The organism is Leptospira sp. WS58.C1, assembly GCF_040833995.1.
In the GTDB taxonomy this organism is placed as follows: Bacteria; Spirochaetota; Leptospiria; order Leptospirales; family Leptospiraceae; genus Leptospira_B; species Leptospira_B cinconiae.
In genome coordinates, this window is record NZ_CP162137.1 from 2383615 (window position 1) to 2406077 (window position 22463).

The 22463-nt window shown below is 40.9% G+C and carries 17 protein-coding genes and 1 tRNA gene; 10 read left to right on the forward strand and 8 right to left on the reverse strand.

Annotation, left to right across the window (positions count from 1 at the left end; translation table 11 throughout):
* Positions 1-6: 6 nt before the first annotated feature.
* The gene (locus tag AB3N61_RS10980) at positions 7-1929 is read right to left on the reverse strand and encodes an alginate export family protein (protein ID WP_020770765.1); all 1923 of its coding nucleotides are present in this window, start codon (positions 1927-1929) and stop codon (positions 7-9) included.
* Between the two features lie 237 nt (positions 1930-2166).
* Here AB3N61_RS10980 and AB3N61_RS10985 point away from each other — a divergent pair, with 237 nt between their 5' ends.
* Positions 2167-2925, forward strand: coding sequence for a hypothetical protein (locus AB3N61_RS10985; protein WP_020770858.1), 759 nt, complete (start codon positions 2167-2169; stop codon positions 2923-2925).
* Positions 2926-2969: 44 nt separating this feature from the next.
* Here the strand turns inward: AB3N61_RS10985 and AB3N61_RS10990 are convergent, their stop codons facing one another.
* Positions 2970-4685 (reverse strand): hypothetical protein, encoded by a 1716-nt coding sequence (locus tag AB3N61_RS10990; RefSeq protein WP_020770797.1) that lies wholly within the window; start codon positions 4683-4685, stop codon positions 2970-2972.
* A 221-nt stretch (positions 4686-4906) separates the two neighbouring features.
* Positions 4907-6328, reverse strand: a complete 1422-nt coding sequence (gene glnA / locus AB3N61_RS10995) for a type I glutamate--ammonia ligase (protein ID WP_020770730.1) — start codon at positions 6326-6328, stop codon at positions 4907-4909.
* Positions 6329-6647: 319 nt separating this feature from the next.
* Between glnA and AB3N61_RS11000 the strand changes: the two genes are divergently transcribed.
* The 3 genes from AB3N61_RS11000 to AB3N61_RS11010 all read left to right on the forward strand — a co-directional run bounded on the left by AB3N61_RS11000 (position 6648) and on the right by AB3N61_RS11010 (position 8404).
* Complete coding sequence (locus AB3N61_RS11000; protein ID WP_020770641.1) at positions 6648-7895, forward strand: hypothetical protein; 1248 nt, start codon at positions 6648-6650, stop codon at positions 7893-7895.
* Between the two features lie 124 nt (positions 7896-8019).
* Positions 8020-8093: transfer RNA gene (locus AB3N61_RS11005), tRNA-Met, on the forward strand.
* Between the two features lie 23 nt (positions 8094-8116).
* Entirely contained in the window at positions 8117-8404 is a 288-nt protein-coding gene (locus tag AB3N61_RS11010; protein WP_020770848.1) for a Cys-rich protein, read from the forward strand.
* A gap of 82 nt (positions 8405-8486) precedes the next feature.
* Here the strand turns inward: AB3N61_RS11010 and thiH are convergent, their stop codons facing one another.
* The 3 genes from thiH to AB3N61_RS11025 are packed head-to-tail and all read right to left on the reverse strand — an operon-like array spanning position 8487 to position 13209.
* Positions 8487-9623 (reverse strand): 2-iminoacetate synthase ThiH, encoded by a 1137-nt coding sequence (gene thiH, locus AB3N61_RS11015; protein ID WP_367897581.1) that lies wholly within the window; start codon positions 9621-9623, stop codon positions 8487-8489.
* Positions 9604-10416 carry a thiazole synthase gene (locus AB3N61_RS11020; RefSeq protein WP_367897582.1) on the reverse strand — a complete coding sequence of 271 codons (813 nt, stop codon included), beginning with the start codon at positions 10414-10416 and terminating at the stop codon, positions 9604-9606. Before AB3N61_RS11020 ends, thiH begins: the two co-directional genes overlap by 20 nt.
* Before the next feature lie 9 nt (positions 10417-10425).
* Positions 10426-13209: a chromosome segregation SMC family protein gene (locus tag AB3N61_RS11025; RefSeq protein ID WP_367897583.1), complete on the reverse strand. Its 2784-nt coding sequence runs from the start codon at positions 13207-13209 to the stop codon at positions 10426-10428.
* 77 nt (positions 13210-13286) lie between these two features.
* Here AB3N61_RS11025 and AB3N61_RS11030 point away from each other — a divergent pair, with 77 nt between their 5' ends.
* Together AB3N61_RS11030 and AB3N61_RS11035 are read left to right on the forward strand one after the other, a co-directional pair.
* Positions 13287-15110: a motility associated factor glycosyltransferase family protein gene (locus AB3N61_RS11030; protein ID WP_367897584.1), complete on the forward strand. Its 1824-nt coding sequence runs from the start codon at positions 13287-13289 to the stop codon at positions 15108-15110.
* A gap of 161 nt (positions 15111-15271) precedes the next feature.
* A complete protein-coding gene (locus AB3N61_RS11035) occupies positions 15272-16324 on the forward strand; it encodes a serine/threonine protein kinase (protein ID WP_367897585.1) in 1053 nt (350 codons plus the stop codon).
* An 8-nt stretch (positions 16325-16332) separates the two neighbouring features.
* Here AB3N61_RS11035 and AB3N61_RS11040 read toward each other — a convergent pair whose 3' ends face one another.
* Positions 16333-17661, reverse strand: coding sequence for a Fic family protein (locus AB3N61_RS11040; RefSeq protein WP_367897586.1), 1329 nt, complete (start codon positions 17659-17661; stop codon positions 16333-16335).
* A gap of 249 nt (positions 17662-17910) precedes the next feature.
* Between AB3N61_RS11040 and AB3N61_RS11045 the strand changes: the two genes are divergently transcribed.
* The 4 genes from AB3N61_RS11045 to AB3N61_RS11060 all read left to right on the forward strand — a co-directional run bounded on the left by AB3N61_RS11045 (position 17911) and on the right by AB3N61_RS11060 (position 21473).
* Entirely contained in the window at positions 17911-18591 is a 681-nt protein-coding gene (locus AB3N61_RS11045; protein WP_367897587.1) for a heme oxygenase (biliverdin-producing), read from the forward strand.
* A 3-nt stretch (positions 18592-18594) separates the two neighbouring features.
* Positions 18595-19836 carry an MFS transporter gene (locus AB3N61_RS11050; RefSeq protein WP_367897588.1) on the forward strand — a complete coding sequence of 414 codons (1242 nt, stop codon included), beginning with the start codon at positions 18595-18597 and terminating at the stop codon, positions 19834-19836.
* A 191-nt stretch (positions 19837-20027) separates the two neighbouring features.
* Positions 20028-21239: an EAL domain-containing protein gene (locus AB3N61_RS11055; RefSeq protein ID WP_367897589.1), complete on the forward strand. Its 1212-nt coding sequence runs from the start codon at positions 20028-20030 to the stop codon at positions 21237-21239.
* A gap of 12 nt (positions 21240-21251) precedes the next feature.
* Positions 21252-21473, forward strand: coding sequence for a hypothetical protein (locus AB3N61_RS11060; RefSeq protein WP_036090349.1), 222 nt, complete (start codon positions 21252-21254; stop codon positions 21471-21473).
* Here the strand turns inward: AB3N61_RS11060 and AB3N61_RS11065 are convergent.
* Complete coding sequence (locus AB3N61_RS11065; protein ID WP_367897590.1) at positions 21470-22402, reverse strand: DMT family transporter; 933 nt, start codon at positions 22400-22402, stop codon at positions 21470-21472. The genes AB3N61_RS11060 and AB3N61_RS11065 overlap by 4 nt on opposite strands.
* Positions 22403-22463 lie beyond the last annotated feature (61 nt).

Below are 22463 nucleotides of genomic sequence, written 5' to 3' on the forward strand. Positions count from 1 at the left end.
CCCGATTCAGATGGCAAACTGAAGAGTAAGTGAAAAATAGGTACTATTTTTATCGATATTGAATTGTTTTTGGTTTTTGATCGCATCTCCCGCATAAAGAACGGTAGCTCCGGCCCAGATAGAGAAGTAGTCGCCGATCTTCTTGATATAAATCAGGTCGTATTCCAATAAAAGCCTGTGCCCTGGTTGCCAATTTTTCAGGAAAGGATTATTGGCATAATTTTCAGTACTTCCGGTAACCGTCTTATTCGTTACAAAGTCTCCGTTTGCATCGTACCCCGTGCTTCCCGTAACTGCGTTGCGGTTACCGTCATACCACGCGTCTTGAACCTTATCCTTTCGAATATCGTAAATCGCGAAAATGAATCTTCCCCAAGTATCATCATAGTACTGAATATGAATGGAAGAAGTTCTTACATTCGACCAAAAGGCTGAGTTTGCGATACCGTTCCCTGAATCGAAATAAGGGAATCCACCCGATCTTGTGGCAAATAAAGGATCCCAGGTTGCGGATTTTCCATCGGTTCTATTCGGATCGCCGGAAGCTCTTGCGAATTGGACTCCTACTCGGAAACCTTTATAGTTATAACCTGTTTGAGCCAAGAAGAAGGAAGCGTCATGCTGAACTGTTTCCTTATAGGCAGCATGTTTGTTCGCTCCATCTCCGATCGTAGTATTCAATATGTCCCAAGAAGCATCGATCGTTTGACCGGTACTTCCTGTCTGGGCTGCATATTCCACTCCCCAGTCCCAGGATTTTCCTACAGGAAGACTTCTACCGGAAGCGGTTCTATTACTTAAACGAATACCGGTAGTGAAAAGATTGTCTCGACCGTTCGTTCTCTCATTCGGATCTACAAGAGGTCCGGTTGCTGTAGTAGTATTATACTTTTTGATAACACCGATCTCGTATAGATCGACTACGAGTTCTTCGGAAGGTTTCCAAGTATTATATAAGAAAGCGAGATACGTATCGTTCAGAGCTTTTGCTCCGCCGACTTTCTGATTATTTGCAGTCACAAATCCGTTCGGACCGTTACTCTCTTCTGCAAGAACTGTATAACCTGCATGAGTGGACCAGGTTTTGGTATCAAATGTAACTCTTACCCCATCAAAAGAGTTACCGATCTGACTATCGTTACGAGCGCCTATGATCCGAGAATCTCCGTATGAAAAAACCTGACGACCTAGATACAGTTTGGTATAAGGAAGGAAATCTTTCCAGATCACATAAGCTTCTCGGATATCCGTATTATTTTTTACGGGCACCGTGCTTCCGGGTGCATAAGCCGTTCCAATAGAATTCGTAAAAGAAGTTGGTCCGTATCCTGTTCCACTCGGATCCTTGTATTGCCCATATAAACGAGTATCTTGGATGGTCAATTTTACCGCGAATGACTCATTGATATCCAAAAGGGTCCAGAACTGGCTGTTTTGAGTGACGTAGTTCTTGGAATCGTTTGTGGATCTATCGAAATCCTGATTATTAAAATTTTCGAATCTAGGACGAATCTGTAAACCGAAACGAAGATTATCCGTAATCCATAGATTAGAATTTTTTTTCACTGCATCTTGGTGTTCCGGAGTTAAGAGTAAAGTTCCGAGTAACTCCCCCTCTAACTTACCTTTCCATGGACTTTTATATGGAGCGGCAGGTGCTTTCTCCTTATCTTTATCCTTTGTATCCCCCGCAGGAGCAGCAGTCGTAGCTGGAGTTTGGGTAGAAGGGGTGGAAGGTTTTTCTTCGGCGGCAGGCGCTTTCAAAGGAGTGGTCTCGGCCTGTGTCACCGTTTCCTGTTTAGGGGGCTCTAGCCCCTGGGCCCAAAGAGTTCCGAATCCTAAGAGTCCGACAGACAAAAAGAATCGGACCGGTAAAAGTGAATATCTTTTGTTCCGACTCGGAGGGCTTGTAACTGTATTTTTTAACATATATGGAGTCCCTTATTTTGGATAAAATCCAATATAACGGACATATATAAAAGTTTAACAGATTTTGTAAACAATTTAATTGATGTTTTCCCAGATTTCTTGCTCCGTAGTGGCTTTTTCGACCCCAAAATCAACCATTCTGTACAACAAGATAGAATCACCTCTGTTAAAGTAGAATGTTCCGGAACTTCTTTTCCCTTCCAGGATTGTAAGAAATGGCCGATAGAATTAGGTAGTATGTCGAGAAAGACCAAAATTCTAGCCAGAATTACCACCCTAGTCTTTCTGTTATTCTCCCCTACTTTACAAAAATTGAATTCTATCCCTGTCTCCATCAGCACGGAACCGGACCTGGATTATAATTACGAATACGAGAAGAATGGTGTATATACCAAGTTTTCGGACTGGGTCCCATACAAACTCCACAAATGGGAACCGAAGTTTTTGGAAGATTATTACGAAATGTATGGTCTCAAACTTCATTATAAAGAGAACGAACTGAGGCGAAACATATTCTTCTTAAAAGCAGGATTACAAAAAAGATTCCGTCACCCCAGGAATGCACTCTGCCGGGTAACAAACGAAGAAGAATATCATAAATACAGACTTCTGATTTTCATGCATATGAATCTACAGATCATGAGATCTTATATGAGGATCGCTTCTCAATTTGATAAAAGGCATTTATATTTCTATAATTTAGATTTCGCTCACGAGCTAAAACAGTCCTTCGAGGTAGCTGATTCATTTTACAAAGAAGCTGTTCCTTACTGGGAAGCTGCCAGAAAATATGCGGACCAGGCTTCCGAGATAGATTACGATCTGGATCTAGGTACCATGGAAACGGAAAGATACGAGATCATCACAGGCAAATTAGATTTCGGTCAGATCATTTCCGACCATAGGGAAAGATTGACTAAAAAAAGAGAAACTGTGGGAGAATACCTGGCTAAATATCCGGAAGCCGATAAACCGAATTTAGATCAGATCCCTTAAAAACAACCGGAACTTCTTCTTTATCTAGTTAAAAGAAGAGGAACTCAAAGTTGAATTAATTCCCAGTTATTTTCCGCGATCTTTCTATCAATGTCTTCCGAGGGATTTAAATAGATCGTAAGGACTTTGATTGACTCATTAATCGGAATCCAAAGCAATTTGAAAGATTGTATACTTTGCATTTCTTCATCAGAAATATGCGGGAAAAATTCCCTTAAAACCACTTCTCTTTTCATCTTTAAATTAGGCATTCTTGAACTTATAACGTACGCTTCCACGGGAAACTGATCTACAAAATCATTCGTTAAGTTAATAATGGGATGGCTGATAACCAGATTAATTTTCTTTTCCTTCAAGTAACTTACTTTGGAAAATCTTTTATGACCACTCTTCAATCTCTCATTCGTGAGGAACTTATCCGGATTTCTGACATTCGAATCCATTAATCCTAGCATGTCTAAAGTATAAAGTTTCGAATAGTAAGGAATCGCCCCAGCAGCCGTTACCGCCAAACGAACTTGCGAGTTCCCAAAATATTCGGCGAATTTTTTACCGATCGAGCTCCAATTTTCAAACGGAGACTTCAAATGTTTTTCCAGCATACGAGTGGTTTCCATTCCGGAAAAATTAGAAATAGGTTCTAGAAAAAATCTATCTTGCAATCGAAAATAATATGATGAAACGCTGGTTGCAATTAAGATAGAGGCAATTAATAAATTGGGCCTTGCCTGTTCCCGATAAATAAGGAACAAAGCTAAAATTATTGGCGGTAAAATAGGAGTCATAAACCTGAATTCCATAAAATCTCCACCGACCCAAATAATATATAAAGAAGTCAATCCGACTAACGATCCCAAATACCCGAGAAAGGAATAGGCTTTAAAATTCGATTTATAAAACGCTAATATAATCCCTAATATTAAAAAAGGGCCAAGTGAGTATATAGAAAAGAATAGATGAAAATATTCGATTCCTGCGAGTAGACTGTCCGTATTATTGCCGCCTACTTTAGCATTAAAAGTATTCGGAAAAATATGCCCATAATATTTTAATTTCCAGAGAAACCACAAACCAACGATAATTGCGAAGGGAAAACTTATTAAAAATAGAAAGCGAAATAATTCACGCCCTTGATTTCTTACTTTAAACAATAAAAATATACCTGTTGCTATGGCGACTAAACCGGCATCCATTCGAGTTAAAAACAATAAAGAAAGAGTAAAACTCAAAAAAATCAAAGATAAAGCCGAAAACTTCGGTTGATCATAAGTTCGCAAAGTAAGATAGGCGGTAACACTAATTAAAAAAGTAATTAAGGAAGTTTCCAGTCCACCTGTCGCATAAGAAGAAAAAGAATAATTAAAACCTAATATAAACAGAAATCCAACAATATGAAAAGTGTTAGATTTAAATAGTAATTTTGCTATTCTATACCAGACTAATAAAGAACCTGAATAGAAAAACAAACCCAATTGAATCGAAAAATTCTCAGGAGCCTGTTTAAACAGGATTCCTAACGACACAAACAACATCCAAAGAAAATTTGTGTACCCTTCAAGATATTCTCCGATATTGAATACAATTCCGAACCCGTTCACAAAATTTTCCGAATATCTAAACGTAATGAACGCATCATCCTGTAAAAACTTGTTTTTATTAGCAAAATAAACAGCCCATACGATGACAAAAAATGGAACAGCCTTAAGAATAATTTCTGTTATTCTTTTTATTTTAGGTTGATTTAAAAAATTATTGTTCATTGGGAGATATCCGTTAGCCAGTTCCATCTACTATTGGATGTCTATGCTTTTAACTTTATCGCATTTGTCAACAACGGGTAAACGGAAATAAAATGAGAAGAATGTATTTTAACCTGTAAATAGTTTAAAATAACAAAGAGTGAACTAAGATCCTTCAGTACAAAAAATAAAAAACCCCGAGAACATCTCGAGGTTTTTTAATCCATACCGTATTCTTACGATTAGCAAGAATAAGTTGTAAGGAACTCAAACGGGTGAGGACGTCCTTCCCAAGGCCAAATTTCGGTTTCGAATTTGTAGGCTTTGTAGGTTTGGATGAACTCTTCGGTAAATACGTTTCCTTTTTTGAAAATTTCTTTACCTGCCAACATATGCTCGACTGCTTCTCTAAGAGTGTGAGGCATTTGTTGGATTCCCTTCTCGCGGATCTCATCCAGAGAAAGTTCGAACAAGTCTTCTTCCCGAGGTGGTCCCGGATCGATCTTGTTCTGGATACCGTCAAGTCCCGCCATAAGCAATGCAGCAAATGCAAGATAAGGGTTCGCAGAAGAATCCGGGAAGCGGAACTCGACACGTTTCGCTTTTTCACCGCTTACGAACGGAATTCTCGCGCAAGCGGAACGGTTCTGAGCGGAGTAAGCTAAGATCGCAGGAGCTTCGAATCCTGGAAGAAGTCTCTTATAAGAGTTAGTGGATGCGTTAGTGAAAGCAGCTACGGTTTTTCCGTGTTTCAGAACTCCACCGATATAATTCATAGCGGTTTCGCTTAAGCCTTGGTATCCGTTTCCTGCAAATAGGTTTTTGCCGTCTTTCCAAATGGATTGGTGGCAGTGCATACCGTTACCGTTGTCTCCGTAAAGAGGTTTAGGCATAAAGGTTGCGGTTTTTCCCCATTTATGAGCTACGTTCTTAACAACGTATTTCAGTTTTTGAACGTTATCCGCTGCTTCGATAAGAGTTCCGAATTTAACTCCGATCTCTCCTTGAGCCTGAGCAACCTCGTGGTGAACCACGAAAGTTTCCATTCCGATCTTGTGAAGTGTCTTAACGATATCCGCACGAAGATCCACTTGAGAATCGACAGGAGCTACCGGGAAGTAACCACCTTTGGTTCCTGGACGGTGTCCTGTGTTAATAGAACCAGGCATATCTGTGTGAGAGTTCCAAATACCTTCGGAAGAATCTAATTCATAATACTGAATATTGATCGCGTCTCTTACCTTTAAGCTGTCGAACAAGAAGAATTCGTTCTCTGGTCCGAAATAAACGGTGTCACCGATCCCGGAATCTTTCAGATATTTCACCGCATTTTTAGCGATGGAACGAGGACATTTCTCATAAGCTTGGTTTTTATAGATGTCCCAAACGTCGCAGAATACTACAAGAGTAGGATCTGCAGTGAACGGATCCAAAAAGATGGAAGTCGGGTCAGGGATCAACTGCATGTCCGATTTATGGATCGGCTGCCAAGCAGGGATGGAAGAACCGTCGAAAGGAAGTCCTTTAAGAGTAGTTTCGTCTACGGAATCTACGTGGTAAGAAACGTGGTGCCAAGCTCCTTTAATATCCGTAAAACGGAAATCGTAGAAAAGAATCTTGTTCGCTTTTGCGAAAGCGATCACTTCTGCGGCATTTTTCGCCATTGATACTTATCTCCTATATGTTTGTACTAGGGGTCTCTAATTCGCACGCGAAAAGCGTGTCCTGCTTATGCTCATGCAAGAGATGTGCCAAATCCTAATACCCATCTTGCAAGTATCTTCCCTCTGTGTAAAAAAAGAAGGAGCCCCTGGAAAAGCAGTCCATGCTCAGGCTAAAAATCCTTGAACCTGAGGCAATCAGTAAAAAACTCCGATTGAATGGATTCGATAGATTTTTCAGAACGAAAGTTCTGCTTCTATTCGACCTGTCCCTTGCGTTAGTTTGGTACACTACGCTCAAAATATAATCATGGGAGAAACCATGCAGACCCTTGCCAAATGGCCTAATCCATCCGAACTTTCTTTTTCAGGTCAAATATATGCCGAAACGGAATTTCCGAACTCTAAAGAATATTTTCAATCCGTATTGGCATGGGCAAAGGAGAACGGAGCCGAAGAATACCTTCTAGTTCCCTTAGCAGACTGGGTCCCTTCTTCAAAACTTCTCTCCAGCCTTCCCTCCTATCCTGTCCGAACACAGGTGGACATTCCTGATCCAGTTTCCTTCTCCTATTTACTCCCACCCGTATTATTCGGGAAAAAACTCTGCTTTTGGATCTCGGATGAAAAGAGCCTAACGGACTCTTACTTTTGTGTTTTAGGAAAATTAGAAAAATGCCAAGAACACTTAAACAAAATTTTTGGACAAGAGATCCATTGTATCCCTGAGATCGTATGGAAAGAAGAAGAGAAACATTCCGATTCTCTATTACTCGAAAGAAAATTATGGGGAAGAAGAGAGAATGGAAAAAGATACTCTTTCTCCTTTTCCTTAGCAAAGGCGTTTTTTATAGGTTCTTTAACGGATATCAGAGAAATCCACGAATACGAATTAAATTCCCAAAGCTCTTCCGAATTAGAAATAGCGATCCAAAAGTTCATATATAAAAGAGCGGACTCCAAATTTTTCTCCCTTCTATCCGCATTGGGAAAGATAGAGTCGGAGAAAGGATTTGTTTTCAAACCAAAGTTCTATTTTTCCTTCGGACTACAACTTTTGATCCTCGTATGTATTCTTACGGAAGCCTATGAAGAATTAGTTTCTCGGTGGATCGAAGAAAGGCCGCAAACTAAAGATACATTGCGTAAATTGGAAGAATGGACCGAAAAAGAATCCCATCCGAAAACGGAAGTCGGAATGGAAGCGATCTTCGAGGAAAGAGTCGTCCGTTTATTGGATAAATATTCCGGCCGATCCGACAGATTCCTTCTTACAAGATTGGAAGAAGAATATTCACATTCTCAAATTCGCGTATCCGAACATTTCCAACTTAGAAAGAAGGAGCTGGAAGAAAAGCTGATCCCTGACCTTCTCACCCAAATGGAATCCCATTCTAAACTTTCCTTCCCGGATGAACTCAAATCTGAATGGGAAAATTTAGGAAAAACATTACAGTCTCGTCTGGAAAATCTTCTATTAGAAAGAAAAAATTTACCAACTTTTGAACAAAATGGGAATGGAAAAACGCCCGAAAGCTGGAACAATCTTCTTGGGCAAAGGTCTGATTAAAGAATATAAGGCCAGATTATCCTAGGAAAGGTTTCGGATCTCCCGGAGAGAAATCTTTGACAAGGCCGGTAATTCAAAAAAAATGACCGGTAAATACCTCTCAGAGGTATTTCCTAGGAATAACGGCGACGTAGCTCAGCTGGTTAGAGCAACGGAATCATAATCCGCAGGTCCGGGGTTCGAATCCCTGCGTCGCTAGGTCCTTTGGAGAAAACACACCCATGAAAAAAACAATTCTTGCGACCGTAATATTGCTAGCCACGGTTTTCACCGGATTCTCCTCCGTTTCCGCTCAAAGCCAAGCATGCAATCAGATCTGTGATTTTTATACAAACTGTGTAGAAGGGCAAAAAAAACTTAGCGCTGCAGATAAACAAAAAGTCGGAGCCGGATGTTTAAATACCTGCCGCAAAAATTATACAGCGGTTACTTCTTGTTATGAAACACATGCAGGTCAATGTACAGCCTTCAACTCCTGCTTGATGGAAAGTTATAAAGGAAAAAAATAATCCTTATCGTTTGCACCAAAACTTAAGTTCTTGATACGTCTATGATCCCGGGTATAAAGAGCCGGGACGTAACAGTAGACTCTTAGCCAATCCGATCGGGTACTTGAAAAAATGCCCGATCGAAATCCTTAAAGACCGGGTCCAGTCCCTTCTTCTTTAACATCTCCGTAAATTCTTGGATCTTTCTAGAATCTTCTATCTCGAATTGTTTTAATTCTTCTCCGCCGGAATAACCTCCGGGATCCGTTCTAGATTCCACGGACATATGAGTGATCGGCATTCCAGCCAAATGGTTTCGCATCCGAACGGATTCTCTGGTGGATTGTACAAGTCCACTGTCCGGTAAAAAAAGACGGAGCGCGAATAAAAATCGAACATACTCTCTATCGGATACAGAGATCGTTTTATCGAACTCACCTTCCGCCGGTCTCATCCGAGGAAGGGAAACTTGGATCGTAGTTCTCCAATATTTTTTAGAAAGATAATGTGCATGTTCAGCAAGACGGAACATTTCTCCGTATGGATCAGAAAGTCCGAGAAGCGCTCCTACTCCGATACGTCGAAAGCCGGCAAGCCCACCTCTATCCGGAGCCTCTAGTCTGTATCTCATATTCTTTTTCATCCCACGCAGATGATATTTGGAATAGACCTCCGGATCATAGGTCTCTTGGTAGACTACCAGACCTTCCACTCCTTCCCCGATCAATACCTCGTATTTTTCCCGGTCCATAGGGTAAATTTCTATGGAGATGGAATCGAAATATGCTTTTAAGACCCTCACCGCGGATTTTAAATATTCTAAATTTGTAATAGAGTAATCTTCTCCGGTTAATATCAGAACATGCCTGATCCCTTTGAAATAAAGAACTTCCGACTCGGCCCGGATCTCCGACTCGTTTAATGTTTTTCTGGGGATCTTATTCTCAAAACTGAATCCGCAATAAACACAGGAGGACCTACATTCGTTGGAAAGATACATCGGCATATAGAGAGAGATCGTATTGCCGAATCTTTTTTTGGTCAAGCTTAGAGAAAGCTGGGCCATTTCTTCCAAATAAAGATCGGCAGTCGGATGCAATAAAGAAAGATATTCTTCGAAATTGAGCGCTTTCCCGGAAGATGAGGTATGGAGTGCGGACTCTATATCTATATTAGATTTAGATAATACTCTTTCCTTCGCTTCCGAGAAGGAGATCTTGTCAAATAACTCCGTGTACATTTCTAGATTCTTCTTCTAAAAATCCTGTGAGAGGACTGGAAGCCGATGCTTTTTGGGATCGGGAAGTTCCGGAATTGGAGTATAATCTGGAAATCCTACCCGCTTCCGTTGCAAGTTTGAAAGCGTACGCTGTTTTGGCAGGACCTTTTGCGATCGCGATCGCCGTATTTACTAAAACCGCATCCGCTCCCAACTCCATTGCTTGGGCGGCATGGGAAGGAAGGCCGAGCCCTGCATCGACCACTACCGGTATATTGGATTGTTCTATAATAATTTCTAAATTTGCCAGGGTGCGAATGCCTTGGTTAGTCCCAATCGGAGAACCGAGAGGCATCACTGTGGCACATCCTGCTTCTTCCAAATGTTTACAAAGGATCGGATCAGCGTTGATATAAGGTAGGACATGAAATCCCTCCTTTACCAGGATCTGGGCGGCCTTGAGTGTTTCGATCGGATCCGGAAGAAGGTAAACCGGATCGGGGGTCACCTCTAGTTTTACCCAATTACCCCCGCCTAATTCTCTGGAAAGTCTTGCAAGACGGACCGCTTCCTCCGCATCCCGGGCGCCGCTCGTATTCGGTAAAAGTAATATTTTTTCCCGATCGATCTTAGTCAGAATATCGTCTTGGGGCGAAGACAGGTCCACTCTACGAAGAGCGACAGTCACTACTTCCGTTCCGGAAGAATGGATCGCTTGTTCCAAAGCGGTACCGGAAGAGAATTTGCCGGTACCCAAAAACAGCCTGGATTTGAACCTTCTGCCTGCGATGATTAGATCGTCTGATTCCGCCACAATTCCAGATTATACTGCTTCTGTCGCTCTTCCAGCAAAATCTCTGGCTTCGTCCAGTCTCAAGCTGATAATTTTGGAAATTCCAGGCTCTTCGTTTGTGACCCCGAAAATGGAATTTGCCCTGTGGATCGTAGACTGAGCGTGAGTGATCACCACAAACTGGGACTTGTCCTTGAACTTGTCCAAGATCTGGCAGAATCGAAGTTTATTCGCCTCGTCGAGTGCTGCATCGATCTCATCCAAGAAACAAAATGGAGAAGGTTTTACCATATAAATCGCGAATAACAACGCGATCGCTGTTAAGGATTTTTCTCCACCCGATAAAAGCCTAAGGTTCTGGACATGTTTACCGGGAGGTTCCGCCATAATCTCGATGCCGGCATTTAAGCTGTCTTCTCCGTCCACGAGTTCGAGCATCGCTCTTCCCCCATTAAACAAAGTGGAGAATGTTTCCTGGAAATTTTCTTTGATCCTTTCGAATGTTTCTCTGAAAAGTTTTTCGGACTCTTCGTTGATGTTTTTCAGGATCTCCGTGATATCGTTTTTGGATCTTTCGATATCTTCTTTTTGAGTACGATGGTGTTCGTAGATCTCTTTTACATTTCGATATTCTTCGATAGAAAGAGGGTTAATGGAACCCAACATCTGGATATCGGATTTTAAACGTTTGAGCTTGGTCTCGCTCTCTCCCTTTTCAGGTTTTTTGTCTTTGAACTCGTCGGCAAGTTCCTGTTCGGAGATGGAATAATCGTTGTACAATTCTTCGGAGAAGGATTCGAGTTGGACCTTATAAACCGAGACCGCCTTTTCCTTTTCGGTCAAGATCGGGAATAAGTTCTTATAATCTTCCTGGTTTTTCTGGATCTCGTTTTTTAAACCTTGGATCTCTTTTACGATATTCCTGAGCGCTTCTTTTTCGGAATCCAAAGCTCGGCTCATTTCTAAAAATTCATTGTATCTGTTCTCGATCTGTTGTTCCAGTTCGATCACTTCTTTTTCGAATTCCGTTTTTTTAAAGCCTAAAGTTTTAATGGACTCTTGTGCTGCCAAGATCCTCTTTTGGGTCTCTTCTATCCTTTCGGAAAGAGATTTGCCGGATTCTAATTTAGCATTCCTCTCGGAATTTAATTCTAAGATCCTTTTTTCTAAATAAACGATCTTTTCACGGATATTCTCAGCTTCCTCTCGTAAAGATTCAATGGCAAGTCCGGATTCTTTGATAGACCTGGTCAGATTTTCGTTCTCTAAGATCAGATCTTCGATCTCTTGGTCTAAACCTTCTTTTTGGGATAAAAATCCGTCTCTATCGAATAATAAACTGCGGATGCTGTCTTCCAAGGAGAAATATTCTCCCAATTGAGATCTGAACTTTTCCGTTTCCAGTTTCCCGGCTAGGTAGGAGATCTTGTTTTTAGTTTCTTCTCCGCTATACGAATCCAATGCGGATTTTAATTCCGCTTCTACGGAATGGATCCTGTCTGCTTCTCCGAGTAGGAGTTCCTTCAGACGATTTCTTTCCGCTTCCGTGGATTGGGCTTCTTTTTTACGGGATTCCAATTGGGAGATGAGATCAAAAATGACTTCTTTTAGTCTTTCTCTCAGTTCCACATGTCGTTTGTCATTGGACTGGATCTTTGTTTCCTTTTCTTGGATGGAAGTATTTTCCGCCTCTATCTTGGATTCTATCTCCGTTTTATTCTTACGAAGGTCCTCGATGCCAAGCTCTAAGGATTTACTTTCTCCTTCCAGATCGATCGCTTCTTTTTCCAGCTTTTCTTTTTCGATCTGCAGAAGACTCTGAGCGGATTCTTCCTTAGTTAAGGATTCTCTAATGTCGGATATACGATCGGAATAATCTAGGATAATCCCTTTATTACTCTCTACCTTGTCTTTTTGGATCTGGGTTTGGGTGAGATGATCCAAAAGTTTTTTATCGATCTCAGCGACCTTCTTCTCCAAGTCGGACTTTTGATGGTCCAACTCTTCGATCCTTCCGGTTTCGGAAGAGATCATTTCCAAAAGAACTCTGTTCTTTTCTTTGATCTCTTTCAACTCATTCTCGGAGGTTTCAAATTTTCTCGTAAGAGTGGAAAACTTGATATAACGGATGATCTTGTCCGTTTCGTCCAACTCTTGCTTGAGTCGGAAATATTCTTCGGCCTTCTCCGCTTGTTTTTCCTTAACTTCCATTTCCTTTTTCATCGTATTCATAATGTCTTGGATACGAAGAAGGTTTTGGTTGGTGTCCGAAAGTTTTTTGAGAGCCTCTTGTCTTTCCATCTTGAATCTGGAAATACCTGCAGCTTCTTCGAAGATCAGCCTTCTCTCTTCCGGTTTGGAATGAAGGATACGATCCACTTTCCCTTGTTCCATAATGGAATAGCTGGATTTTCCGATCCCTGTATCGAGGAGGATCTTTTCGATTTCCTTACGTTGGACGCGAGAATCGTTTATTAGATATTCGTTATTTCCATCCGCGTATAATCTGCGGGTCAATTTGATGGTTGGATAATCCATCTTGATCAGTTTGGAAGAATTATCGAAGACAACGCTGACTTCCGCAAAACCCGCAGGCTTACGAGCTTCGGAACCGTGAAAGATGACATCATCCATCTTATCACCTCGAAGACCCTTGGCGGATTTTTCGCCGAAGACCCATTTTAAAGCGTCGACTATATTCGATTTTCCGGAACCGTTAGGTCCTACAACTGCGGTAAATCCCGGATCGAGAAGGACTTCCGTCTCGTCCGCAAAGGTCTTGAATCCAACAATATTCAGGCTTTTAAGATACATATGTATTTTTGTGTTTCTTTGGGAAATTGATTGCAAGTGACCAGAATCGGGCGGACTCTGGAATGCTTAGGAGTATTATGTCTCACGATCTCCCGGAAAAAACAAGAGAAATATTCGGGAAAAAGCCCTATCTCAGCCTGTATTTCCAAAATCCTCCAACCGAGCCGTTGGAGTTCCGACTAGAGGCTGCCAAAAACCAAAACGAGTTCTTCCTCTCCAAAAAAGGGAGGGCCTTGGCAAGTTCAGTTTCTCCCCTTACCCAAGCAAAACGCCAAGTGGATTCCGTTTCCATTCAATCCACCGATCTCGTAGCAATTTTAGGGCTCGGAAATCCTCATTTGATCCGAGAAGTAGAATCCAAATTAGAACCCGGCCAAATTTTATTACTCATAGACAAGGACAAAGACCTACTCTTTCCACTTTGGGAAGAATGGCTGGAACCGGTGATGGAAGTCCCGGGAAAACATTTGTTCTTGGGAGAAAATTCACTCTCTCTTCTTTGGAATTATCTGGAGTCCCTTCCGGTGGAAAGAGTTTCCGGCATCAGGATACTACGAAACGCAGCAAGCGTTTCGTTGGAAGAAATGTTCTATGCGGAAACGGATATAAGACTTCGAAAAATTTTATCTTCTAAGATGAGTGACCTACTCACCAAATTCGAATTCGAAAGGATTTGGGTGAGAAATTCTCTCGTAAACACGGCAAACTTTCTGTCGCCGCCGAGCCCAAGGACAAAAATCGAGTTTTTAAAAGAAAAATTTAACGGAACACCTTCCCTACTCGTATCCGCAGGACCGAACCTGCGCAGACAATGTGAATGGATTAAAACTATTAGAGATAAGGTTTTTGTAATGTCCTGCGATACGTCTCTCAAAGTTCTTCTCAAATATGGAATCGTACCTGACGGAGTAATGACATTGGACGCACAAACGCATTCCGTATTCCATTTTTTAGGAGAGGATACGTCCTCAATCCCGTTATTCGCGGACCTGGTTAGTTCCCCTCCTATATTAAGAAATTTGAAATTTAAATCCATAGTCCATAGTATTACCGCAAAATATCTGGTAGATGCTTCCGGAGAATTAAAAAGAGAAGCGACCGCAGGAAGTTCCAGTGCGGAATCACTGCTTGGTCCGATCGGAGACATCCAATCCGGAGGAAGTGTCGCCACGACCGCATTCGATCTACTCAGAAGCCTTGGATGTAAACCCTGCTTTTTGGTCGGCCAAGATCTGGCCTATTCCGGCAGAGAGATCCATTCCACAGGAACTCACCATAACGAAAAATGGCTTACTTTACTTTCCAGAAGAACAAGTTTAGAAAAAATCAATGAAGCAGTGGTCCGAAAAAGAGATACAAGATACGTCCCTTCCGTCACTGGAGGAGAAGTATTGACGGATTATGTTTTGGACTTGTACAGACATTGGTTCGAAGAATCTTGTAAGTCCTTGGACTTTCCGGTATATAATGTAAACACACAAGGCGCCAAAATAGAAAATGCACAAAATATAGGACCGGAAGAAGCCACCCGGATCCTAAGCGGATTCCAAAATCACAAATACTTTTGGAAAGAATTCCCTGCCTGGAAACCGGAATTGATTAACGAAACCTTGGTGGGATCTCCTACGGATTTCAAAAAAGAATTATTAGAAACAATCGATAGGATCAAAAACGAATTCTCCAAATCGGAAAAAAAAGAAGAAGTTTATGCAGATCTACTTTCTCTTTTTCGAAACACATTAGGAAAATGGGAAGATCTCAGATATCTTATCCGAAAAACGGAAGTATATATTCTCCGCCATAAAGATAAACTGGACGAAGCCCGCAAAAAAGAACTTTTCTTGGGCGCAATACTCAAAGAGTTCACTATGCTCCGCAGAAAACTTATAGCTGGAAGCTAGTTTTCTCGCACAGAGAACACGGAGTATAGGAAGTATTTGCAGATAAAAAAACCGTATACCTTTTAATTCCTCCATGACCTCGGTTCTCTCCGTCCGAACTCGCCTTCTTATATCCCCAAAAAATCCTATGAATCCTCTTCCCTTCTTAAATACTAGTGGAGATGGAAACCCCTGGGAAAGAATTCTACAATCGACTGGATATAGACTCCGTTTTGTCGGCGGTAGAAGATGCGGGTTTTTCCGTTTCAGGACACTGCCTTGCCTTAAACAGCTTAGAGAACAGAGTCTACGATGTAGGCTTGGAAGAAGGCGGAAGGCTTGTAGTAAAATTTTATCGTCCGGGACGTTGGACTCTGGATCAAATATTAGAAGAACATTCTTTTCTAAAGGAGTTGGAGGAAGGAGAAATACCTGTAGTCGCTCCCCTGACTTTGGAAAACGGAGTCACAGTCCGAGAAACGAAGGGAATTTATTATACGATCTGGCCTCTACAAAAAGGAAGACTGGTAGAAGAGCTGGACAAAAACAATTTAGTCCAAATAGGAAGACTACTCGCCAGAATACACAATATTGGCGCCTCTAAACAGGCAAAACATAGGATACAATACAATCTGAAAAATTTCGGCGAGGAGCCATTGCGGTTTTTAAAAGAGAAGGAGTTCCTGCCCGCTCATCTATGGAAAAGATACGAAATAGCGGCCAGCAGGATATTTCACTCCTTCTCAGAAGCTTCCAAAGATATGCCGTTCCATCGGATCCACGGAGATTGCCATAAAGGAAATTTAATACAGACATCCGACGGACTATGCTTTATAGACTTCGACGATTTTGTGACCGGGCCGGCAGTACAGGATTTTTGGATGCTTCTTCCTTTCGGCGACTCCTCTTCCGAATACGAAAGAGAGATCTTTTTAGAAGGCTACCGCGAGTTTCGGGAATTTCGCCATTCTTGGTTCGATCTCGTGGAACCATTACGAGGTTTACGCTATATCCATTATTCTGCATGGATCGCAAAACGCTGGGAAGATCCTTCTTTCCCGAATGCGTTTCCTCATTTCGGGACCGAAGAATATTGGGAAAAAGAAACCCAGGATCTGGAAAGATTGGGTTCGGATCTTCCTGTATCTTCCGAGTCGGATGGCAGGAACTCTTTTGGTAAAACGGAAGAGTCCGAACTTACGAATAAGGACTTTTTTTGGGATATGGAGGATTAGGAGGTTAATCACTGAATATTCTTAATAAAAATTAAGATTTCCCTTCCTACATAATTACAAATTTTCTCGATTTTCTCAGTTGGAATAATTTGGTCATATAAACCAATTTCTTTTATTCCCGCTGTCCCCGTTTGGATTTCATAATTAAAATCATTAAATCTAATATTTAATGCGAAGCTATAATCGTTCCCTGTTTCTGAAGAATGTTTAAATCCCTTAAGCCTTCCCAAAATAATAACGGATCTCAGCATATCTAATTCTTGTTCGCTGTGGTCTACCCAATACTCAAAATCTACAAAATCCTGAAAGGTTATTTGATGGCCAGAATTCAAGGTTATAATTGACTCATTTTCGATTTCGTGATAGAATTCCTTAAATTTATAAGTAATTATTTCAAGTTTTTTCATTAGAGGAAATAAACTATTTCTAAATGTGTAATTCAGATTCAGCGCATCCTTCTTAGCTTTCACTATATCCTTTTTTGAGATTTCAATTTGTTTCAGCACAAGCTGTATTTCTTTATCTAAATCACCCGGTTCTTCTATATTTTCTCCTTTAACTCCTTTCAACATAATTTCCAAAGAACGAATCAACTGCTGTCCGACGTATTCTACAAAAGTATTAATTTCCCCTCCATCAGCAATTTGCAAAGCTCTAAGATAATTTTCCTTATCTTCCGTCTTAATAATTACAGGAGGATATTCATTCTTTATTAAAATTAAGTTCATTAGAATACGCGCAAGTCTGCCGTTACCATCATCGAAAGGATGTATTTTAATAAAAGCGTGATGAAAAGTGGCTGCAAAGACAAGCGGATGGAGCATTCTTTCTTTCATTTCTTTTTCATGCCAAATCAGAAGTGCCTGCATCTCTTCTTCGACCTTTAAAGGATCAGTGAAAGTTAAAGTTTCGCCTGTTATTGTTTTTACATGGTTGGGAAATTCCTTATATTTTCCCGGCTGGAACTTTTTAAGTATCTTTTTTCCGTTTTGATCAATTGCTTCCGTTTCGTATGGTTCTACCAATAATAATTTATGAAAGGAACGAATAATAAATTGAGTTAAAGGTTTATTCTCTTTAATAAAATCTTCCAATTCATGAATTGCTTCATTGTGTCCTTTGATATCCAGATGATCCTTTAAAGGTTTTCCGGCCGCAGTAAGACCGTGGAGCAAGAATGCCTTCGTTTCTCCGAAAGTAAGAGAGTTTCCTTCAATGTTATTAGAATGAAAGTTCCAATCTAACCGGAACTTTCTCATAATTCGATCCATGGTATCGTCCGGAATTGGTCGAAGTGCATCAATTTTTGATTTTAGATCATCGATTTGTTGGATCATTTCAGAGATCGACATATTTATAGATTCGTCATTTGTGAACTAGTAGCAATGAATTTAATAATGAAGTGCAGCTTCCAAACCTGAATTAGCCGCAAATGTAAGCTTATCTAATTCATCCCGGACCCTTTTTCCCTGTCGAAGTGCCTACAAAATCCCCAACCCACGAGATTCTGCCAAAATCCAATTTTTTGAGATTGACTCTCAAGTCTAAAATTAGAGATTTGTCACAGTATTGTCAGGAGAAACCCCATGAGCCTAGCCCAAGCATTAAGAGACGGAACCTCCGAATCTCATACCATCGCGGAAAATAACGCATTCATTCGCTGCTTCATGAAAGGAGTCTTGGAGCCCAAAAGTTACGCAAAACATTTGGAATCTTTTTATTTCGTGTATGCAGCAATGGAAGAAGAGCTGGAAAACAAAAAAGACCATCCAATCGTAGGAAAGATCAGATTCCCGGAATTATATAGAAAGGCGATGATCGAAAAGGACCTATCACATTTTTTCCAACCGGGACATTCTCCAAAGGCGACTCCTGCAACGGAAGCTTACGTAAAACATATTAGAGAAACTGCAAATACTTCCCCTGAATTATTAGTGGCTCATAGTTATGTTCGTTATTTGGGAGATCTTTCCGGCGGTCAGATCCTAAAAAGAGTGGCAGCTAAAGCTTTAGGGATCGAAGGAACATCCGGTCTGGATTTTTACGAGTTTCCCGAGATTTCTAGTCCGAAAGATTTTAAGGATAAATATAGAAACACATTAGATTCTCTTCCTTTGTCCGATTCCGAAAAACAAAAGATCGTGCAAGAGGCGAACGAAGTTTTCAAATTGAACGGAAAAATTTTCGACGAGTTGGAAGAAACCTTGATCTCCTCAATAGGCAAAGATAAATTCGAAGAAGTTTTAGCGAGTCCTGCGAGGCACTGATTTTTGTTAAAAGTATCTGCCAAAAAAGAATCCTCCTCCTTGGAGGTGGATTCTTTTCCCTGGATCACATTATCCTTCATCTTTTTAACTATGCTTCCGGTTACGATGATCGTGCCGGTATATAAAGAGATTATAAAAGATAGATTGGGTGGAACCGGATACGGAGTAGCCTGGTTCCAAAGTTCCGCCATGCTTGGTTCTTTCTTATTCTCACCTTTGGCAGGGTGGCTATCGGATAAATTAGGAACGAGAAAAAAATTAATCGGGACTTTTGCTATATTGGATGCGTTTTTGTTAGCCCTCCTCCCGTTTATGCCGAATATCTCATCTCTATTTGTTTTGAGATTTTTGGAAGGAGGGGCTCACATTTTTGTGATCGGCCTACTTCTCACCTGTATTTCGGACAGAGAAAAAGACCAAACATCTAGTTTTTATAATAAAGGAATCTTATTCGGATTAGGCGGAACACTTCTTACATTAGGAGGAGGTGTCGGCCAATCTCTCGGATTTTTAGGGAATAAAGATCCTCTCCTACCGTTTTTTGTAGGCGGGTTTATTCTTTTGGTTTTGGGAATTTTATCCTTCTTCTTCTTGGAAGAAGGTAACCTAAAAAAATTAGAATGGGAAGGGTGGCAAAAGACTAAAACTGCACTAGTTCTTTCTCCTTTATTACTCGTTCCGATCGCTTTCCATTTTGTGGATCGATTTACTGTTGGTTATTTTTTAAGCTCCTTAAATTTACATCTCAGAGAAGATCTGGGATTTTCCCCAGGTCAGGTCGGCGGGCTTTTCGGAGTAATGTTTCTGTTAATGAGTGTGTTGTCACTTCCTGCGGCACTTATTTCCAGAAGATGGAATTCCATCTCCTTAGTTTGGATCGGCTCTTTCATTTACGGGGTCGCTCAAGCGAGCACTGGCTATTTAAACAGTTCATCCGGACTGTATTTGTCTATGATTGCATGCGGTATAGGTGCCGGGATCATGTATGTCCCTGCTATGAGACTTGCTTCTTCACTCGCCCCCATCGGTTTTAATGCAGTGGTAATGACTGTGTTTACCGGGCTTGGTTCCTTGGGATTTCTTTTGGGACCTATAGTTTCCGTTTATGCTCAAGAGTCACTTAGTCAATTGTACGATAAAACTTCCGCTCTGGAATTCACAGGGATCTTGTATGGAGGTTTAGAAGTTTTATTGGTTTTAAGCACTCTTCCCCTGCTATCTAAAATTTTAGAGAAGGAAAGATGACTCGATCGATACGATCTATAAAGTTTTTAGAATATATTTCGTTCACCGACTTTGTTAATCTCAATTCCTGAATAATCAGGCGTTAATAATATCAAACAAATTTAGTTATATTAACGTATTTCCTCTTTAAAACGAGATTCGTTTTAGATTTAAGTTTACTATAGCGATAAAAACATCTCATATAACGGATAATGATCTTACAAGCTAGGAGAACGGAAATCATCCCATTCTTCCAACCGATCTTGTCCGTAGAAGATGGGCGAATTTTCGCCCATGAAGTTTTGGCTCGTAAAAGAACAGTAGATGGTTTTGTTTCCGCGGGCTATTTATTTTCAACAGAGGCAGGCCTATCCGACTCGGAACTGGGAGAACTGGAAGAAGGACTCTGGAGAAAAGCTTTAGAAATACTTAAAGTTTATCCTTACCAATCCAAATTATTTCTGAATATTTCTCCCAATCGTCTTTATAGGGAACTGGAGAATGAAAGAATAGATTCTTTTAGATTATTACGTTTAACAAGAGAATATGGAATAGAGCCGAATCGTATCATCTTAGAGGTAACGGAAGAAGAGTTTTCAGGAAGCTTGGATTCGTTAAGGATAGCAGTGGACCTTTTGCGTGCATATGGATTCAAGATCGCATTGGACGATCTAGGTTCAGAAGCATCCGGAATAGAAAGAGTGGGACTTCTTCGCCCGGACTTTTTAAAATTAGATCTGAGATTGATCAGAGCTTCTTCTCGTTCTCCTTCCGTGAGAAAAGTTTTGGAACATATCCGTGACCTTGCATTCTCCTTAGGAGCTTCCGTTTTATACGAAGGTTTAGAAACACAAGAAGAATTGTATTTTGCATTAGAAGGAGGAGCAAGATTTCTACAGGGATTTTTGCTATTGAGACCCGGCGCGGAGCTTTCCACCGGCAAAGAACTGTCTCTATCCATCAAAGAGATGGTAAAATTTTTCCATCAGAAAAAAATGGAAACTCTACGCCAAGAGTTGAATTTCGAGAATAAGATCAGACGGACTTTAGGTGAACTTTTAAATCCTTTTCCTGTATTAAAGATAGCTAATAGATATCTGATTGACGCTTATACCGTATTCCAATCCTCCAAAGAGATCCATAGAGTTTACATAACCGACTCCAAGGGAACACAATTATCCCCTTATTATATGAGGACAGGACAAGATTCCTTTCGGGAAACGAGTCATGGGATCGGTAAAAACTGGTCTTATCTTCCCTATTTTTATAGGCAACTTAGGGACTCCATGAGAAAACCCGATGATTGGGGAATGAGTGAGCGTTACTTTGATAGCGACGCCGTAAAAGATCTGATCGTTTTCAGTAAGGAAGTGGAATCAGGTGCGTACGTATTTTTGGACGTGACCGCTCCTCGTGTGTATTAAAAAACGGCTTTCATGAGCGGTATTGAAAATCAAATCCTACAAGATATTTATAGGGCGTCTTCCCAAGGAGGATTTCTTACTATGAGGGATTTGGAATTGAATACTTCCCTTTCCGAATGGAAATTACGACCTCATTTAGAAGATCTGAAAGAAGCAAGTCTAATCGTAGAGCACCCGGAAGGTTTCCAGGTTGCTCCGAAAGGTAGACATTTTTATCAAAGTAATTGGGGTTAATTCGGAACTTCCAATTCTTCTTCTATCGCCAAAACTTCTTCTTTTTTTACCTGCGTCCTATTCAATATGATCACGGACGAAATCGCGAACACTCCGCCGAGTAAGGTGCTTAATTTAGGCTCTTCTCCTAAAAAGATCCAACTCCCCAAAAGTGCTGTCACAGGTACAAGGAAGATAAACGAACTTGCAGTTCTGGATCCCAATCTGCTGGAAGCGTAAAAATACACTGTGGTCCCAAAGGTTGTAGATATTACGGAAAGATAAAATAGTTGGAGCCAGAAGTTCCAATCGTTATCCATCACTCCGCTCAGATCATAAGGAAATGCGAGAAATAGATCGAACACCGTCCCAATGCTGAACACGTAAAAACTGTAAACCATCGGAGACATCCTTTGTCCTGTACTATGACTGTTCATGCTTAGAACGGCCCAACTGAATGCGCAAAGTAAAAAGTAAACATTCCCCGATTGGAACAACATCGTCCAATCTCCTTCCCAAATTTTTAAGAGTAAAAATCCGCCGGTTAATCCTATGAACAAACCTATGAATTCTTTTCCGGAAGGTAGTTTTTTTTGGAAAGTATGGACCAAGATATACGTAAAGATGGGATTCATCGTGGTCACTAATACCCCGCCAGCTCCCGCTAATCCCTGACTAAGTCCTAATAGGAAAAATTGATTGTATATCGTGTATAAGACAGCACCAATCGCAACTTGTAATAAGCCTTTTTTGTCGGGTAAGACAATGGATTCTCTTCTGAGGATCAGGACCGGGACCAAAGAGATCGCAGTCGCTAAAAATCTCCAGAATACGATCACGATAGGAGGTTCCGTGCCCACGATCGATTTGGCGGAAGGCCAAGCGAATCCCCAACTTACCATGGCGATTACGAGAAGGATAAAGAATTTTATAGATTGATTTTGGAACATCCCTAGTTCTGCCTCATTACCAGTTTTTTTGTTCACCTCTTGAAGAGGAGTATAATAAAAA

What these genes read in the sequence shown, in the direction of transcription:
- AB3N61_RS11010 (WP_020770848.1), top strand. Translation starts at nt 8,117, where the DNA reads ATGAAAAAAACAATTCTTGCGACCGTAATATTGCTAGCCACGGTTTTC.
- AB3N61_RS11000 (WP_020770641.1), top strand. Translation starts at nt 6,648, where the DNA reads ATGCAGACCCTTGCCAAATGGCCTAATCCATCCGAACTTTCTTTTTCA.
- AB3N61_RS11065 (WP_367897590.1), bottom strand. Translation starts at nt 22,402, where the DNA reads ATGTTCCAAAATCAATCTATAAAATTCTTTATCCTTCTCGTAATCGCC.
- thiH (WP_367897581.1), bottom strand. Translation starts at nt 9,623, where the DNA reads ATGTACACGGAGTTATTTGACAAGATCTCCTTCTCGGAAGCGAAGGAA.
- AB3N61_RS10990 (WP_020770797.1), bottom strand. Translation starts at nt 4,685, where the DNA reads ATGAACAATAATTTTTTAAATCAACCTAAAATAAAAAGAATAACAGAA.
- AB3N61_RS11035 (WP_367897585.1), top strand. Translation starts at nt 15,272, where the DNA reads ATGGAAACCCCTGGGAAAGAATTCTACAATCGACTGGATATAGACTCC.
- AB3N61_RS11045 (WP_367897587.1), top strand. Translation starts at nt 17,911, where the DNA reads ATGAGCCTAGCCCAAGCATTAAGAGACGGAACCTCCGAATCTCATACC.
- AB3N61_RS11060 (WP_036090349.1), top strand. Translation starts at nt 21,252, where the DNA reads ATGAGCGGTATTGAAAATCAAATCCTACAAGATATTTATAGGGCGTCT.
- AB3N61_RS10985 (WP_020770858.1), top strand. Translation starts at nt 2,167, where the DNA reads ATGTCGAGAAAGACCAAAATTCTAGCCAGAATTACCACCCTAGTCTTT.
- AB3N61_RS11025 (WP_367897583.1), bottom strand. Translation starts at nt 13,209, where the DNA reads ATGTATCTTAAAAGCCTGAATATTGTTGGATTCAAGACCTTTGCGGAC.
- AB3N61_RS11040 (WP_367897586.1), bottom strand. Translation starts at nt 17,661, where the DNA reads ATGATCCAACAAATCGATGATCTAAAATCAAAAATTGATGCACTTCGA.
- AB3N61_RS11055 (WP_367897589.1), top strand. Translation starts at nt 20,028, where the DNA reads ATGATCTTACAAGCTAGGAGAACGGAAATCATCCCATTCTTCCAACCG.
- AB3N61_RS10980 (WP_020770765.1), bottom strand. Translation starts at nt 1,929, where the DNA reads ATGTTAAAAAATACAGTTACAAGCCCTCCGAGTCGGAACAAAAGATAT.
- AB3N61_RS11030 (WP_367897584.1), top strand. Translation starts at nt 13,287, where the DNA reads ATGTCTCACGATCTCCCGGAAAAAACAAGAGAAATATTCGGGAAAAAG.
- glnA (WP_020770730.1), bottom strand. Translation starts at nt 6,328, where the DNA reads ATGGCGAAAAATGCCGCAGAAGTGATCGCTTTCGCAAAAGCGAACAAG.